This is a genomic window from Mucilaginibacter dorajii (genome assembly GCF_024808255.1).
In the GTDB taxonomy this organism is placed as follows: Bacteria; Bacteroidota; Bacteroidia; order Sphingobacteriales; family Sphingobacteriaceae; genus Mucilaginibacter; species Mucilaginibacter dorajii.
The window spans coordinates 151,139-168,437 of record NZ_JANTYS010000013.1; the positions used below are offsets into that span (position 1 = coordinate 151,139).

Genomic DNA, 17,299 nt, shown 5'->3' on the forward strand with positions numbered 1-17,299 from the left:
CTATAGTGTATTATTAAAATAACATAAATTATATATTTGTATCATAATTATGATAGATAGCTATGGTGAATTTAGAATGGTTCCGTACGTTTAAAGCGATTTATGAAACCGGCTCTTTAACGGGTGCCGCCGAATCGCTGTTTATTTCGCAACCGGGGGTTAGCCTGCATTTAAGCTCGCTGGAAAGTTATGTGGGTTACAAACTGTTTGATCGTACATCCCGCAAAATGGTATCGACAGAAAGGGGAAAGATCCTGTACAACTATGTGCAGGAGGCCATCTGTAAATTGGAAGAAGCCGAAAGACATTTTCATAAAAGCACCGAAAAGGATGTGCCCACCATCAGCATAGGGATGTGTTTTGAAACCTTTCAGTTTACGCTGGAATCATACCTGCCTACGCTGCCCTTTAACGTGATCATTAAATTTGGTGAATACCCCGAAATGCTGGCCGACCTGGATAGCGGCATCCTGGATATGATCATCACCCCGCAAAAAGGAGACTACAAGGGGTTGGATTATAAACCTTTTTTTAAAGAGCGCATTGTAGTACTGGCTGGCGCACAAACACCCGTGGCGGAATTTAACGATCTACTAAAAACCAAAGATCTATCCCGGATACAATCGTGGCTAAAAGCCCAAACCTGGTACGGCTCATCAGGCGATATGGAGCATCTGCGGCGTTTCTGGCATATCAACTTTGGTAAACGCCCAGATTTTAAACCCAATTTTATCGTACCAAACATGGGTTCTATCATCCGTTGCCTTAGCGGTGGCACGGGTATAGCGGTGATTCCCGATTTTCTATCCAAAAAAGAACGGGACACAGGTAATATCCAACTGCTGTGGGAAGGGTTTAACCTTATTGAAAATACGCTGTACTTCGGCACCCGCAAAAAGTCGATCTACGCTAAAGAGATTGCTATGATCCAGGAAATTTTTGAGCGGGAAATGGTATAATTTATTGTAACGATAACATGAATCAATATTATGGATATTTGTTATCCGGTTAAAACTGAATAGATTTGGCGAAGGAGTTTAAGGATAAGCGGGAGTTATAGTAAAGCTCTTGCGCCGTGACGACTCACCCCGACATCGCTACGCTTGTCACCCCTCTCTCCGCTTCGCGCATAGAGGGGGTGGATATTTTTTTAACCCTCTTTACGGCTTGCCGGAGAGAGGGTGGCCCAGCGAAGCGTCGGCCGGGTGAGTCGGACCGCGGGCATTGTCCGTTCGTTTATTAATACACATCATCGCTCTCATGAAAAAAAGCCTTATTTACCTAATCCCTGTTTTGCTAATCAGCGCCTGCGCGTCACAAAAAAATACAACGGTAAGCAATGCCACTTCTATTGCAAATAATGGTAAAGCCTGGGCTTCTATCTGGCAGCAACGTGCCGCCGAGTATAAGGCTTTATGTTTCCAGGCTTATAATATTGCCAAACTGAGGGTTGATGAAGCGGTTAAAAATCCTGGCGATAAACCATTGGCTATTGTAACCGATATTGACGAAACCTTGCTGGATAACAGTCCGTACGATGCAAGCCGGGCTATGAAAAACCTGGAATACTCTGATGCCACCTGGAAGGAGTGGACCGATAAGGCTATTGCCGATACCGTACCTGGGGCGCCGGCCTTTTTCAAATACGCGGCATCAAAAGGGGTTACTGTGTTTTACATCACCAATCGTAATGAAAACGAGCGTGCAGCTACCTTAAAAAATCTGCAGCTATATGGTTTACCTTTTGCCGATAATGCACACCTACAGTTGAAAACTACTACATCAAGTAAAGAGTCCCGCCGCTTGAATGTTTTAAAAACGCATAACATTATCATGCTTTGTGGCGATAACCTGCCCGATTTTGACGTGCTGTATGATAACCATCCATCAGAAGAAAGCCGCATTGCTACTACACAAAAGCTGGAAAAAGAATTTGGCAGCAAATATATTGTGATCCCCAACCCGTCATATGGCGACTTTGAGGGAGCGCTGTTCCGGTTTAATTATAAGCTTACCAACGCGCAAAAAGACTCCATCATTAAAGCTAAAATAAAGATGGATAAGTAAGTTTTTACTGTGCATGTTGAGCATTTAATGCACTTCATTGTGTTTTTTCGACACTTATAGCCTATCTTTAGCCCTTATTTATGCCTGCATAAAACTTGCCCCACAAAATATGCCCGGTTTGCCAAAGGCCTTTTAGCTGGCGCAAAAAATGGGAAAAGTGTTGGGATGATGTCAAATATTGCAGTGAACGATGCAGAAGAAGCAAATAAATTGCAAATTTGTGCTCTGCATTAATAAAGTTAACTCCCTGTTTAACTATGAGTGATAGAACGATCCTGGTTTGGTTTAGAAATGATTTGCGAATACATGATAACGAGATATTGTTAGAAGCTGTTCGCAAAGCAGATAAAGTACTGCCGGTATACTGTTTTGATCCATATTATTTTCAGCAAACCATATCGGGCGCAAACAAAACAGGAAGTTTCAGGGCGCGCTTTTTATTGGAGGCAGTTGCCGATTTACGTAAGAACCTGCAAGGCTACGGTGCCGACCTCATCATTCGTATTGGTAATCCTGCTGAAATTATCCCGCAACTTGCCGAGCAATACCAGGTAAACGAAGTTTACCACCATCGTGAAGTAGCCTACGAGGAAACCGAAATATCTGAACATGTAGAGGCCGCTCTTTGGAAAATGCGGCTTAACCTGAAGCACTTTATCGGCCATACCCTTTACCATAAGGAGGATTTGCCTTTTCCCATCAAGGATATCCCGGATAGTTTCGCGGTGTTTAAAAAAAAGGTAGAGCGTGATAGCAATGTAAGGCCATGCGTACCCACACCAGAGCAAATCATTACTCCAACCATTACCGATGCCGGCGAACTGCCAACACTTGAACAATTGGGTTTAACTCAACCTATAGATGATGCACGGGCAACAACCTATTTTCAAGGTGGCGAAACCGCGGCCCTGGTGCAACTGCACAACTTCTTTTCCAAAGGCGACTTAGCTGTAAAAGGCAAAGCTCGTAACGGGGGTATCAATAATAACACCTCTAAATTATCGCCATGGCTTGCGGTTGGCTGCATTTCGCCAAGGCAGGTTTACTGGGAAATTGTTAAACACCAGGATGGTAATGCCCAAAGCGGCATGCTTAAACTGGAATTGTTATGGCGCGATTACTTCAGGTTTATGTTTAAAAAACATGGGCAGAAATTCATTAAAGCAAAAAACGGGGTAGAAGAAGGAGGAATTGATGATACCCAAGGGTTTAATACATGGGCTGCCGGTAAAACAGGTGTGCCATTTGTAGATGCCTGCATGCATGAGCTAAATGCCACCGGCTACATCTGTAATCAATGTCGCCAGATATTGGCTACCTACCTGGTACACGACCTTAAGGCCGATTGGACAAAAGGGGCGGCCTATTTTGAGGAAAAACTGATAGACTACTCGCCTGCCAGTAACTGGGGCAACTGGGCCTTTATAGCCGGTGTAAACGATGCCAAAGAAAGCAAATACGCGATAGCCGCCATCCCCACAAAAGAACAGGAAGCCAAAAGCGATTTTGTGAGCACCTGGCAATCATCCAAAGACGCTGCAGGCGATTTGGTAGGGGTGTAGTTAAATAATCAAAATTCATGTCATTGCGAGTTATAAAATCCGGGGAACCTGAAGGTGGAAATGACGTAAGAGTTTGTCATCCTGAGTAAGTTTTATTTGCGCACAAATATAATAGCATTGCAAATGACACTAAAAATAGCTCTAATAATCAGTAAGTTACAAATTCGTCAATGGCAGGAACGAAGGATCTTCTTCGCCTTGCTAATTGCAGACTTTTCTAACGAAGAAGATCCTTCACTACGTTCAGGATGACAAACGTTTTTTACAAAACGTCATGGGTAGGTACGAAGGAATCGCATGCTATACAAGGCGGATTTGCATAGTTCGCGATTGCTTTGTACCTACCCATGACAAGCTATTAAAAAAGGAAGTAATCCTTGTTTCAGGACCCCACAGGACAGGTTTTCCGCATGAAGTACACTTAGCGAGTGGGGTGCGGAAACAAGTTCAGCATGACATTGGGTTTTAATTCGCTTTGTCATCCCCACCTTCAGAGTTCTCCGGATTTTAAAACTCGCAATGACATAATCCAATATATTCAATCTCCTTTTTTAACTTAATTTCTTTACAATTAATTGTGCGGTATATAAGGCTATATGTTTACTTTTGCACTGTTTTAAAGATCATTTTCACATGGATCGTCTTAATTATATCAATAGCGGCAACGCAGACTACATCAATTCCTTATACGAAAGCTATAAACAGGACCCCGAATCGGTTGATTTTGGATGGCAAAAGTTTTTTGAAGGCTTTGAATTTAACATAACCACCAACGCATCGGCCCCCGCGGCAACAGCCACTACAGCTGTAGATGATAAAACACAGGATCACTTTTTAAAAGAGATCAAGGTGTTAAACATGATAGATGGGTACCGTTCACGCGGTCACCTGTTTGCCAAAACCAACCCGGTGCGCGAGCGCCGTCATTATTTTCCTGGTAAAGACCTGGATACTTTTGGCTTGAGCGACGCTGACCTGGATACTGTGTTTAACGCAGGTATTGAAGTTGGTTTAGGCGCCGCCAAATTGCGCGATATCCGCCAGTTGCTGGAGGATACCTATTGCCAGGCTATTGGTGCCGAGTACAGGTACATTCGCAACCCTATCAAAATCAAATGGTTTGAGGATAGGATGGAAAAACACCGCAATACGCCTGTTTTCACTGTAGAAGAAAAGAAGTTAATGCTCAACAAGCTTAACGAAGCGGTTACTTTCGAAAACTTTTTAGGCACCAAGTTTCTCGGTCAGAAACGTTTCTCGTTAGAAGGTGCCGAAGCGCTGATTCCATCAATGGACTCAGTTATCAAAAAAGGTGCCGATTTGGGTATCGAGGAGTTCATCATCGGTATGGCCCATCGCGGTCGTTTAAACGTGCTCACCAACATTATGGAGAAAACCTATAAAGAGGTGTTCTCTGAGTTTGAAGGTAAAAACTTTGATTCTGAATCACCATTTGGGGGAGATGTTAAATACCACTTAGGTTTTTCTACCGATGTTACTACATCAAACGGTAAAAAAGTACACTTAAGCCTTTGCCCTAACCCATCACACTTAGAGGCGGTTGACCCGGTTGTAGAAGGCATTACCCGTTCAAAAATCGACTTTAAATACAATGGCGATCATTCAAAGATCGCCCCTATATTGATCCATGGTGATGCATCTGTTGCAGGCCAGGGTATTGTTTATGAAGTTTTACAAATGGAAAAACTGGATGGCTACCGCACTGGCGGCACCATTCACCTGGTTATCAATAACCAGATAGGTTTTACCACCAACTATAAAGATGCCCGTTCAAGTACTTATTGTACCGATGTGGCCAAAACAGTATTATCACCGGTATTCCACGTAAACGGGGATGACGTTGAAGCTTTGGCTTACGTTGTTAACCTGGCTATGGAATACAGGCAGGTATTTAACGAGGATGTGTTTATTGATATCCTGTGCTACCGTCGTTACGGGCACAATGAGGCTGATGAGCCAAAATTCACCCAGCCGTTATTGTACAAAGCTATTGAGGCGCATCCAAACCCGCTTAAAATTTACAATCAAAAACTGATTGATGAAGGTAGTATTGATGCCGAATACCTGAAAGGGTTAGAGAAAGCCTTTAAGGATGAATTGCAGCAGAAACTGGATGAATCAAAATCTGAAGACAGGTTTACCGATACCATTGCCATGTTTGAAGGTGCCTGGAGCGGTTTGCATTTGGCCAGCCATAAAGAGTTTGTTAAAGCGATTGATACATCAGTTCCCGAAGAAGAGTTATTAGCCATTGGTAACAGCATCACGGTATTACCGCCAAATAAGGAGTTCTTTAAAAAGATAGAGAAATTATTCGAAGACCGCAAGGTGATGGTAAACCAAACCAAAGTGTTTGACTGGGCCATGGGCGAATTATTGGCTTATGGTACCTTGTTAAAAGACGGTTACCCCATCAGGCTGAGCGGCGAAGATGTTAAACGTGGTACTTTCTCGCACCGTCACGCGGTATTAACCCTTGCCGATTCAGAAGATGAGTACACTCCCTTAGCTACTATAGAAACAGAAGCAAAACTGAGCATTTATAACTCTTTATTATCTGAGTATGGTGTTTTAGGTTTTGAATACGGTTACGCTTTGGCCAACCCTAACGCCTTAACCATTTGGGAAGCACAGTTTGGTGATTTCTTTAATGGTGCACAGATTATTGTTGACCAATACATAGCCAGCGCCGAAACTAAATGGCAGCGTGGTAACGGCTTAGTAATGCTGTTGCCGCACGGTTATGAAGGTCAGGGCCCCGAGCATTCATCAGCACGTGTAGAACGCTTTATGGAGCTTTGTGCCGATGATAATATCCAGGTAGCTAATTGTACTACGCCGGCTAACTTCTTCCATATATTAAGGAGGCAGATGCACCGCGATTTCCGCAAGCCGCTCATCATCTTTACACCAAAGAGTTTATTACGCAGCCCTAAATGCGTATCGCCGATAGAAGACTTTACCAACGGTAAATTCCATGAACTGATTGACGATACCTATGCCGATCCTAAAAAAGTAAAACGTGTGTTGTTATGTACCGGTAAGGTTTATTATGATCTGTTAGATAAACAACAAACCGATAAACGTAAGGATGTGGCCATTGTTCGTGTTGAGCAACTATACCCAACCCCGGTTACACAGATTCTGAAGGTAAAAGCCAAATACGAAAAAGCTACCGAATTTATCTGGGTACAGGAAGAGCCCGAAAACATGGGCGCATGGCCTTACATTTGCCGTAAATTCCACAACGATACCGTAATAAACTTAAATGTGATATCACGTAACGAAGGTAGCAGTACTGCGACTGGTTTTGCTAAACAGCATGCTGCACAGCAGGCCTACATTGTTTCAAAAGCATTTGAAGCACCTGCCGGTAAAGTAGTAAAAGAAGCGATAAAAAAGACAACCAAAAAAATGGCTGATGCCGGAGCGGATTGAGTTAAGTTTTGAGTTATAAGTAATGAGTTTTGAGTTTTTAAGCTCACAACTCATTATTAAAAACAATTAAACTTAACACATTACTCACAACTCAATACTCAAAACTTACAACTTACTATAATATGAGTTTAGCGATCAAAGTTCCGCCGGTAGGCGAATCAATTACTGAAGTAACCCTATCGAGCTGGAAAAAAAAGGATGGCGATCACGTGGAAATGGATGAGGTTATTGCCGAATTAGAATCGGACAAGGCCACTTTTGAATTAACTGCCGAAAAAGCAGGTGTTTTGCAAACTGTTGCCAAAGAAGGCGATACTTTGGCTATTGGCGCTGTAGTTGCCAATATTGAAGATGGCGGTACCGCTGCATCTGCTGCCCAGCCACAGCCCGAAGTTGTGGCCAACGCGCCTGCCCCGACCCCTGTTGCCGCTGCCGCGCCGGTTGCTGTACCTGCTACAGGTGGTGGTTCTTTAGAAATTAAAGTGCCGACGGTAGGCGAATCAATCACCGAGGTTACTTTATCCCGCTGGATTAAAAAAGATGGTGACGCTGTTGCAATGGACGAAGCCATTGCCGAGCTGGAATCAGACAAAGCAACTTTTGAACTCACTGCCGAAAAAGCCGGCGTATTAAAAACGATAGCTAAAGAAGGCGATGTATTGCCCATAGGCGCAATTGTTTGTACCATTGAAGGTGCAGGCGCTACTGCTGCATCAATCCCGGTTACACCGGCTGTTGTTAGTGCCGCAGACGAGTCGCCACGTGGTGGTGCTTCTATAGCAAACGGAGGTGTAACTTATGCATCCGGTACCCCATCGCCTGCAGCTGCCAAAATATTAGCCGAAAAGGGTGTTGACCCTAAAGGTGTAAATGGTACAGGTGTTGATGGCCGTATTACCAAAGGCGATGCTCTTGGTGCGCAGTCAGTTCCTGCACAACCTGCTATCCCTGCCGCTAAGCCGGCTGTTGCAGCTCCAACTCAGAACTCAGAACCCGCAACTCAGAACTCACGTAACGAAAAACGTGAGAAAATGACCTCGTTGCGTAAAACTGTTGCCAAACGTTTGGTAGCCGTTAAAAATGAAACAGCTATGCTAACTACTTTTAATGAGGTAGATATGCAGCCTATCATGGAGCTACGCAGCAAATACAAAGATAAGTTTAAAGAAAAACACGGTGTTGGCTTAGGCTTTATGTCGTTTTTTACTAAGGCAGTTACCGAGGCATTGAAAGACTGGCCTGCTGTTAACGCCCGTATAGAAGGCGAAGAGATCATTTACAGCAACTATGCTGATGTATCGATAGCGGTGTCGGCTCCTAAAGGCCTGGTTGTTCCGGTGATCCGTAACGCGGATAGCATGAGCCTTGCCGAAATTGAAAAAGCCATTGTGGTTTTAGCAGGCAAAGCCCGCGAAAACAAACTGACTATACCTGAAATGACCGGTGGTACTTTCACCATTACTAACGGCGGTGTGTTTGGATCCATGATGTCAACCCCGATCTTAAATTCGCCCCAATCGGCTATTTTGGGCATGCACAACATTATTGAGCGCCCTGTTGCCGTAAACGGACAGGTGGTTATCCGCCCGATGATGTACCTCGCCTTATCATATGATCACCGTATCATTGACGGCCGCGAATCTGTAAGCTTCCTGGTACGTGTAAAACAATTGCTGGAAGATCCTGCAAGATTACTTTTGGGCGTATAATTACTCCTTCTATACCATATTTGAAAAGCCCGGCGTAAGCTGGGCTTTTTTGTTTTGTACTTATATTCTCTTCCTCGTCATTGTGCTGTTCTCCCGTCTTGATTCTTAACTCTAATCTCCCGATTCTTTTTAAAAACAAGGGTTACCTAACCACCCTTTTCGGTATAAATAGTAACCAAAAAAACAAATTAACATCATGAAAATCAAAATTTTACCTGCCCTTGCGGTGGGGGTATTGCTGCTGGGTGCTTGTAAAGGATCTGGCTCAAAATATGAGGCAATTAACAATAATAGCAGCGCTGATTCTGCCTCTGTAGGCCGCGAAACAATGGTTGATACCTCCTTGTCGGTACAACCCAAACTTGTAAAATCTGCCGACATGCGTTTTAAGGTAAAAAATGTGCAGCAAACGGCGGAAAAAATAACGGCGCTTGCAGTTAAAAACGCCGGGATGGTGATGCACCATCAAATGGAATCGTCAACTCAGGGAAGTCGGGATTACCGAATCAGCGATGACTCGGTACGGCGGGTATCGGCGTTTAATACTTCTGAGAATATGACCATCAAAGTACCCTCAGATAAATTAGAAGACTTTATGTACCAGGTAGCTCACATGGGTACACATGTTACATTCAGTAAAATGGATATTGAAGATAAATCGCTCGATTTTTTATCAGCCAAACTAAAACTCAACAGTCGCAAAGAGTTGGTAGATCAGCAGAAGAAAGGAAAAATCACCATTAAAAATCCTTTGAACGTATTGTTGTTAAAGGACGATATGGTAGATGGGCAGATAGACAATCTCAAAATTGATGCCGCTGTTAAATTTAGCGTAATTACGCTAAATTTTTATGAGAGTAATACCATCATCCAGGAAACCATAGCCAATGACGATCCATCGGCTTATCAATTGCCTTTTGGTAAACGTTTATTCAATTCGCTTGCCTATGGATGGTTCATGTTTACCGAGCTGGTTTTAGCACTTGCCAACCTATGGGTATTTGTTTTAGCGACTATTGGCTTGATAATACTATTCAGATATTATAAAAGAAAACACCCATCATTTTTCGGTACGATAAAATCATAAAATTTTTAGTAGCATTTTCGCTAAACATTTCTATTTTTGCGGTACAAAAAATATCGGTATCATGCAGTCAATGGAAAACGCTAACGCAGAGAAACATTACAAATTATTAGTTGTAGCAATTGTTATAGGCATCTTTGGTGTATTTATACGCTTTGCGGGCGACGAAAACTCTACCTATTTTTCAGTGATCGCCAACATCGCCTTATTAATTGGTACTGTTATAGCTTTAAAAGCCGTATTTGATATAATGAAATAAGAGCCCCCCGGCCCCCTAAAGGGGGAGTGTTGGAAACGCATATAATAATAATAGAAAAGCCCTGGCAATAGTCAGGGCTTTTCTGTTTATTATGAATAATAAAATGCAACCTTGCAAATCAAAAAGCTCCCCCTTCAGGGCTACCGTGTACCCACATCTTGTTTGTTAAGGAAAATGTCATTTCGATAGAGCGAAGGGGGGATGAGCGGGGTGCGAAAGAGAAATCTTGTACGCCTTGCATGTCCGAATGTCTGCTTTTACAAGATTTCTCCTCACCTCCTGCGCGTAATTCCCCACAGGTTCGTTCGAAATGACAACGTTTTTATTGAGATACTAGGTTTAACAAGATATGGGTACACGGTAGCCTTCAGGGGGCCGGGGGCTTCGCCTCCTACTTCGGCCTATACTTCGATTCGTTTAAGATTTTCTGCGCATCTTTATCGGCCATCAGCTGTTGTAGGGTAACATCGGTATGTTTATCCATGTATTCGCGTACTATTTGCCAGCCGGTCCATACCGCCAGTTTTGGGGCCGATTCATTTCTTTCGCCAAGGCCAGGGGTAAATGGTGCCTCGGTCAGGAATTTCTGGATCTTGTTGTAGTCGGTTTCGTAAAGCAGGTTCTCTTCTAAAAAGTACCCCCATATTTTTGATTTAAAATCATTACACCATTTCATCTGCTCGGTAGTGTACATGATCTTGGTGGTATCGCCAACGTCGGGCAGTATGCTATCCATAAAATACATGATCTTGCCGTTGTATATCATTTTTGATAGCAGTGTTTTATCGTTATCATCCTCGGGGAACATATCCTCGCGCACAATACCCTCTACTACACGTGGCGTAATATTTTCGGCAGTGAAATGCCTTGACAGGTAATGCGGGAAAGCATTGGTTATAGCCAGATAAAACCTGGAGTTACCCAAAAACAGATCGAGCCCGATCCCAAAATAGCCATCGCCAATAGAGGTCTGCGCCTGGAAGCCCGAAAAGTAAGCGTAAACCTTAGGGATACGTTTTTGTGGATAATAATATTTGATGTATTTGAAGGCCTGGGTAAGCTCGGCGTTTTGCTTATCCATATTAGGGTAGGCGGCTTCTACATCGTGGTAAAGGTCTTTATAGTCTTTATTGTTAAAAATGGTGTGTAGGGTTTTAAAATAGCCTGTATCGCGCATACTGCCGGCCGGTAAAATGCGTTCAATAAAATCCTGGTAAAATGCACCATATTTATTATGAAGTACAATAGCCTCGGCAGCCATCGGTTTTGTGCGCATCTGGTCAAAATCACGATCGAACCGTTCTATCTTCACTTCCAGGTTAATGTTACTTACATCAACCTTTTTATTGCGCCCGCACGACACTAATATAAAGGCGATAAAAAAAATTAAGTAAATTTGCTTTGCTTTATACCGGTTAGTTATCATTTTTATCCTTTGAGCAAAAATAATTTTTATTTGCATTAATACGTTACTATACCATCCATGAAAATTGCATTAGCCCAGCTTAACTATCATATAGGTAACTTTGAATCAAACACTGTCAAAATTATTGATCATATCAACAAGGCCAAACAGCAAGGTGCCGACCTGGTTGTATTTGCCGAGTTGTGTGTTTGCGGTTACCCCTCCAGAGATTTTTTAGAGTTTGATGAGTTTATTGGTCTGTGCGAAGAATCGGCACAAAAAATTGCTGCGGCCTGCAAAGATGTTGCCTGCATTATTGGCTTACCTACGGTTAATAACAGAACAGAGGGTAAGGATCTTAACAACTCCGCTTATTTTATTGAAGAAGGTAAGGTAAAGGCGATTGTAAATAAAGCGCTGTTGCCTAATTACGATGTGTTTGATGAGTACCGTTATTTTGAACCATCAACTGAATTTGATTGTATTGAATTTAAGGGCAAAAAGATAGCGCTTACTATTTGCGAGGATTTGTGGAATACGATCGAAAATCCGTTGTATATCACCAGGCCGATGGATATCCTGATTCACCAGCAGCCCGATGTAATGATCAATATAGCGGCATCGCCATTTGCTTATAACCATGATGAGGAGCGGATTGCTATTTTGAGCGATAATGCCAGCCGGTACAAACTGCCTTTATTATACGTAAACAATATTGGCGCGCAAACCGAATTGATTTTTGACGGCGGATCGCTGGTGTTTGACAATACCGGTAACCTGGTTGACGAAATGCCCTACTTTGAAGAAAGCCTGGCTTATTATACTTTGGAGGATGATAACACGATTACGTTTGATCATCCATCTACCTTAAAAACCGACCGCCCGGGCGATATTGAACAAATTCACCAGGGCATCATTCTTGGTATCCGCGATTATTTTTATAAATCGGGCTTTAAACAGGCCATCTTAGGTTTATCGGGCGGCATCGACTCCGCCGTGGTTTGTGCTTTAGCGGCAGAGGCCCTTGGTGCCGAAAATGTGATGGCCGTATTGCTGCCATCGCGCTTCTCAACAGATCATTCCCTTAAAGATGCCGAAGACCTGGTAGCCAATTTAGGTTGCAAGAGCGAAACCATCGCTATTAAAGATATTACCGAAGCCATTGAAACCTCGTTGCACCCGCAGTTTAAAAACCTGCCATTTAATATCGCCGAAGAAAATATTCAATCGCGTAGCAGGGCTATCCTGCTGATGGCCATGTGTAATAAATTTGGCTATATATTATTAAATACCAGTAATAAGAGCGAGGCCGCTGTAGGGTATGGTACTTTATATGGCGATATGTGCGGCGGTATTTCTGTTATTGGCGATGTTTATAAAACCCAGGTTTTCGCTTTAGCGCGCCATATCAATAAAGATAAAGAGATCATCCCGATCAATTCTATCGTAAAACCACCATCTGCAGAATTAAGGCCTGATCAAAAAGATACCGACTCGCTTCCCGAGTATGATATCCTGGATAAGATATTGGAAGAATATATTGAATACCGCCGTTCGTCTGCCGAGATCATTAAGATGGGATATGATGAAGCTACTGTACGCAGGGTGATCAAACTCACCAATTCGGCCGAGCACAAACGCTACCAAACGCCACCAATATTAAGGGTATCGCCCAAGGCTTTTGGTATGGGCCGCAGGATGCCGATTGTAGGCAAATATCTTTCGTAGACAAAAATACCTCATTGGTCGGCACAACGGATTGCTGTTAAAGAAAAGGACTTTATTTGTAGGTTTATATTTTCCCGAAAATACCTATATTTCAAGCCTATGAATAAGCAATACGCGGCAATTTTAATTTCTTTTTTTTTGCTGTGTACAGCAGGTAAAATAACCGCCCAGCAGTCTTTGGTAAGTGAATCAAAAAAGGCCGAGTTGGATAACTTTTCTACCCAGTTACATAATACCTACACCGTTGGGAAACAAAAAGCACTTTCATTAGCAAGCCAACGTGGCTGGCCGTTAAAACGCCGGTCAAGGAACGGTAACCTGCTTTCGTTGCAAGGGGTAAACAGTTTAGGGTTTCCTATATATTTAATTACCCATAATAATACTACAGCCGCGGCTACTACAGGCACCAATACTGTGCAACCTGGAGGCTCATTAGGGTTAAATTTATCAGGATCGAGCACCAGTTTGGTTGGTAAGCTGGCTATTTGGGATGGGGGCTCCGTTTATGCCGCACACCAGGAATTTGCCGGTAAAACTATCACCATAAAAGATGGTGCGTCGATATTGGATCATACTACCCACGTGGCAGGCACCATGATAGCCAAAGGTGTTTACGCGCCGGCGAAGGGGATGGCCTTTAATGCAAGCTCGTTACTTTCCTGGGATTTTGATAACGATGTATCTGAAATGAGCAGTGCCGCATCTGGCTTACTGCTTTCCAATCACTCTTATGGCGATGTGGCCGGATGGGACTATAACGATACCGATAATCGCTGGGAATGGTACGGTCTGCCCGGTGATACGGTTGATTATACTTTTGGCTTTTACGATACCCGGGCGCAATCATGGGATAAAATAGCTTATACAGCGCCTAATTACCTCATTGTTGAATCGGCCGGTAATGCCCGGGCCAGTAACGGGCCGGCCGTAGGTGCAACTTACTATGGCTACAAGAGTCGTACAGATCAAACCCTGGTAAACAAAGGGGCAAGGCCGTCAAACATCAGCGATAACAGCGGCTATGACATCATCAGCACCACTGGTAATGCCAAAAATATACTTACAGTTGGTGCAGTAAATCCATTACCATCTGGCCCGTCAAAACGGGCGGATGTAACCATCGCTTATTTCAGTAGTTGGGGGCCAACAGATGACGGCCGGGTTAAACCGGATATTGTAGGCGATGGGGTAAATGTGACATCGGTAGGGGTGGCAAACAGTACGGCTTACCTTACCCTTTCGGGAACCTCCATGGCCGCGCCAAACATTACGGGATCGTTATACCTGTTACAGGAGTATTATTATAAACAAAACAACAGCACCTTCATGCGGTCGGCTACGTTGAAGGGCCTGGTTTGCCATACAGCGTTTGATGCCGGTAATGTTGGTCCGGATTACGTTTATGGCTGGGGATTGCTTAATATGACTAAAGCCGCGCAAGCCATTACAGATAACGGTACCAAAAGCTTGATTAAAGAGAATACCCTTAGCCAGGGGCAAAGTCAAACATTTAATGTACTGGCTTCAGGTTCCGATGCTTTGATAGCCACCATTGCCTGGACAGATCCGCAGGGAACGGTATTGCCCGATGGTACCATTAACAACCGCACACCCAAACTGGTTAACGATCTTGATATTAAAGTAAGCGACGGTACAAATACCTACAATGCCTGGGTGTTAGATCCCGATCATCCATCTGTAGCGGCCACAACAGGCAATAACATCAGGGATAACGTGGAGCAGGTTTATATCGCCAATACGGTACCGGGTAAGGCTTATACCATTACGGTATCACATAAAGGCACTTTATCATCAGGGTCGCAAGCATATTCGCTGATAGTTACGGGGATGGGAGGAACAGCCTATTGTTCATCGGCACCACTGAGCAATGCAGACTCGCGGATAAACAACGTTAAACTGGCCAATATTAATAACACACCGGCGGCGGGCTGTACAAGTTATTCGGATTACACCAATTTAACCGTTCAGCTGGAGCAGGATAAAACCTACCCTTTAAGCATTACCCTGGGCACCTGTGCCAACAATTTCAATAAAGTAGCCAAAGTGTTTATCGATTATAATGAAAATGGTGCATTTGATGATAGTGAACTGGTAGCAACAACCGGTGTGATCAATGCCACGGGTACTTACGCCACAAATATCAAAATACCGGCAAGCGTGGCTGCGGGAACTTATAGCCTGATGCGGGTGGTATTAAATGAAACCAACGATGCATCAACCATAAAAGCCTGCGGCAGCTACGCCAAAGGTGAAACCCAGGATTATCGGGTACAGTTTTTACAAACCAGTATTGATGCGGGCATTTCGGCCATTGTTAACCCCGGCTCAAGTGGGGCATGTTCGGCAAGTACGCCGGTTACTGTTAAGGTTAAAAATTTTGGCAGCGCGGCTATCAGCAATATACCTTTAACCGTTAAAATAGTAGCTGCCGCTGATAACACCGTAAGCACCTTTACCGGAACTTATACCGGCACGCTTGCATCTGGCGATGAAGATGATTTTACCTTTAATCAAAACTTTAACGCGGTTGCGGGTGCTACCTATACCATAACCGCCATCAGCAGCTTAACCGGCGACCCGGTGAAAACAAACGATACCTTAAGTACCACTATCGTGATCAATTCGCCATCGGCCATTGGCAACCTGAGCGCTTATTATTGTATCGATAGCAAACAATACCTGTTATCCGGGGAGGGCGATGGTACCTTACTTTGGTATCAAAACCTTAACGATACCATCCCGGTTGCGGCAGGGAGGCCCACAAGTACGTCGGCACCTCCGGTAAACAATACCTATTATGCCGGGGTAAATGATTTTAAAGGTACGGTAGGTCCGGCTACTAAAAACGTGTTTACAGGCGGTGGGTATAACCAGTTTACGCCATCGGTATTAATAAATACCAAAGTGCCTGTAGTGATCCAAAGCGCGCGGCTGTATATCGGCAATTCAGGTAAAATAACCTTCAATGTAAGTAATAGCAGCGGGCAAATTGTAGCCTCAACCACCATAAACGCGCAGGCCACCCGAACAACCCCATTGACAGGTGCGCAGGCTGATGATCCTGCCGACCAGGGGAAAGTGTACGACCTTAACCTGGAATTACCTGCTGCGGGTAATTATTCCATAGCTATTGATTATGATGCCAATGCCACCATTTACCGCAACAATGCAGGTGTAAAAAGCTACCCTTATTCTATTGGTAACATTTTCAGCATCACCGGCAATGATGCTACGGGCGATAATCCATCTGATACCACCTATTACAAAGGTTTTTACTATTATTTTTATGATATGAAGGTGCAAAGTCTGGGCTGCGCATCGGCGGCGAGGAAGGCGGTTATCTTAACCAAGCCGGTAATTGTGCAAAGTAATAATACCTTAAACTCCAGTATAGCAACAGGTAATCAGTGGCTGTTGGGTGGCAACCCAATCAAAGGCGCTACAGGTGCCACGTTTGACCCATTGCAAAGTGGGAACTACCAGGTAGCCGATACCCTGGCCAGCGGATGCGTAGCCATTTCTGATGTATTTGCCTATGCCCGTACCGCAACCAATGTAGATAAATCGACAGATATTGGTTTAACCGTATTCCCGGTGCCGGCAAGTACCAATATATATGTGGTGTTTACCGCTAAAACAGCAACGGATCTTAACCTATCGCTGGTAAATTCAGTAGGACAAACGGTGGTAAGCAATAAACAAAACCTGCCCCAGGGCGATTTTAGCACCGTACTAAACGTAAGCGATGTGCCACCCGGTGTTTATGTGGTAAAGGTGGTGTTGGGCAGTAAGGTTTATGGGAAGAAGGTGATAGTGGCGCATTAGCCGCAGCCTGCCCTCTCCAAAGCTACCGTGTACCCACATCTTTTTTGTTAAAAGAAAAATGTCATTTCGAACGAGCAAGCGCGGGAAGAAGCGGGGCTGCGAGGAGAAATCTTGTACGCCTTGCATGGCCGAATGTCCGCTTTTACAAGATTTTTCGCTACGCTCAAGAGAGAGTTTCTC

The 17,299-nt window shown here is 43.9% G+C and carries 11 protein-coding genes; 10 read left to right on the plus strand and 1 reads right to left on the minus strand.

What is annotated here, in order from left to right:
• Positions 1–62 precede the first annotated feature (62 nt).
• The 8 genes from FHS10_RS18200 to FHS10_RS18235 all read left to right on the plus strand — a co-directional run bounded on the left by FHS10_RS18200 (position 63) and on the right by FHS10_RS18235 (position 10,140).
• The gene (locus tag FHS10_RS18200; RefSeq protein ID WP_259093185.1) at positions 63–959 is read left to right on the plus strand and encodes a LysR family transcriptional regulator; all 897 of its coding nucleotides are present in this window, start codon (positions 63–65) and stop codon (positions 957–959) included.
• Between the two features lie 301 nt (positions 960–1,260).
• Positions 1,261–2,067 (plus strand): 5'-nucleotidase, lipoprotein e(P4) family, encoded by an 807-nt coding sequence (locus tag FHS10_RS18205; protein WP_259093187.1) that lies wholly within the window; start codon positions 1,261–1,263, stop codon positions 2,065–2,067.
• 95 nt (positions 2,068–2,162) lie between these two features.
• A complete protein-coding gene (locus tag FHS10_RS18210) occupies positions 2,163–2,276 on the plus strand; it encodes a DUF2256 domain-containing protein (protein WP_259093190.1) in 114 nt (37 codons plus the stop codon).
• A gap of 48 nt (positions 2,277–2,324) precedes the next feature.
• A complete protein-coding gene (locus tag FHS10_RS18215; protein WP_259093192.1) occupies positions 2,325–3,629 on the plus strand; it encodes a DASH family cryptochrome in 1,305 nt (434 codons plus the stop codon).
• 633 nt (positions 3,630–4,262) lie between these two features.
• Positions 4,263–7,088 carry a 2-oxoglutarate dehydrogenase E1 component gene (locus FHS10_RS18220; RefSeq protein WP_259093194.1) on the plus strand — a complete coding sequence of 942 codons (2,826 nt, stop codon included), beginning with the start codon at positions 4,263–4,265 and terminating at the stop codon, positions 7,086–7,088.
• 122 nt (positions 7,089–7,210) lie between these two features.
• On the plus strand, positions 7,211–8,797 hold the full coding sequence (gene odhB, locus FHS10_RS18225; protein WP_259093195.1) for a 2-oxoglutarate dehydrogenase complex dihydrolipoyllysine-residue succinyltransferase: 1,587 nt from the start codon (positions 7,211–7,213) through the stop codon (positions 8,795–8,797).
• A gap of 196 nt (positions 8,798–8,993) precedes the next feature.
• A complete protein-coding gene (locus FHS10_RS18230) occupies positions 8,994–9,884 on the plus strand; it encodes a DUF4349 domain-containing protein (protein WP_259093196.1) in 891 nt (296 codons plus the stop codon).
• Between the two features lie 61 nt (positions 9,885–9,945).
• Entirely contained in the window at positions 9,946–10,140 is a 195-nt protein-coding gene (locus FHS10_RS18235) for a hypothetical protein (RefSeq protein ID WP_259093197.1), read from the plus strand.
• Between the two features lie 391 nt (positions 10,141–10,531).
• Here FHS10_RS18235 and gldB read toward each other — a convergent pair whose 3' ends face one another.
• Positions 10,532–11,566: a gliding motility lipoprotein GldB gene (gene gldB / locus FHS10_RS18240; protein ID WP_259093198.1), complete on the minus strand. Its 1,035-nt coding sequence runs from the start codon at positions 11,564–11,566 to the stop codon at positions 10,532–10,534.
• A 57-nt stretch (positions 11,567–11,623) separates the two neighbouring features.
• Between gldB and FHS10_RS18245 the strand changes: the two genes are divergently transcribed.
• Both FHS10_RS18245 and FHS10_RS18250 read left to right on the plus strand, forming a co-directional pair.
• The gene (locus FHS10_RS18245) at positions 11,624–13,273 is read left to right on the plus strand and encodes an NAD+ synthase (protein WP_259093199.1); all 1,650 of its coding nucleotides are present in this window, start codon (positions 11,624–11,626) and stop codon (positions 13,271–13,273) included.
• Between the two features lie 99 nt (positions 13,274–13,372).
• A complete protein-coding gene (locus FHS10_RS18250) occupies positions 13,373–17,119 on the plus strand; it encodes a S8/S53 family peptidase (RefSeq protein ID WP_259093200.1) in 3,747 nt (1,248 codons plus the stop codon).
• Positions 17,120–17,299: the final 180 nt, after the last annotated feature.

Excerpts from the sequence above, each read along its gene's own strand:
- FHS10_RS18220 (WP_259093194.1), top strand. The coding sequence starts at position 4,263 with ATGGATCGTCTTAATTATATCAATAGCGGCAACGCAGACTACATCAAT.
- FHS10_RS18205 (WP_259093187.1), top strand. The coding sequence starts at position 1,261 with ATGAAAAAAAGCCTTATTTACCTAATCCCTGTTTTGCTAATCAGCGCC.
- FHS10_RS18230 (WP_259093196.1), top strand. The coding sequence starts at position 8,994 with ATGAAAATCAAAATTTTACCTGCCCTTGCGGTGGGGGTATTGCTGCTG.
- FHS10_RS18245 (WP_259093199.1), top strand. The coding sequence starts at position 11,624 with ATGAAAATTGCATTAGCCCAGCTTAACTATCATATAGGTAACTTTGAA.
- gldB (WP_259093198.1), bottom strand. The coding sequence starts at position 11,566 with ATGATAACTAACCGGTATAAAGCAAAGCAAATTTACTTAATTTTTTTT.
- odhB (WP_259093195.1), top strand. The coding sequence starts at position 7,211 with ATGAGTTTAGCGATCAAAGTTCCGCCGGTAGGCGAATCAATTACTGAA.
- FHS10_RS18250 (WP_259093200.1), top strand. The coding sequence starts at position 13,373 with ATGAATAAGCAATACGCGGCAATTTTAATTTCTTTTTTTTTGCTGTGT.
- FHS10_RS18200 (WP_259093185.1), top strand. The coding sequence starts at position 63 with ATGGTGAATTTAGAATGGTTCCGTACGTTTAAAGCGATTTATGAAACC.
- FHS10_RS18215 (WP_259093192.1), top strand. The coding sequence starts at position 2,325 with ATGAGTGATAGAACGATCCTGGTTTGGTTTAGAAATGATTTGCGAATA.
- FHS10_RS18235 (WP_259093197.1), top strand. The coding sequence starts at position 9,946 with ATGCAGTCAATGGAAAACGCTAACGCAGAGAAACATTACAAATTATTA.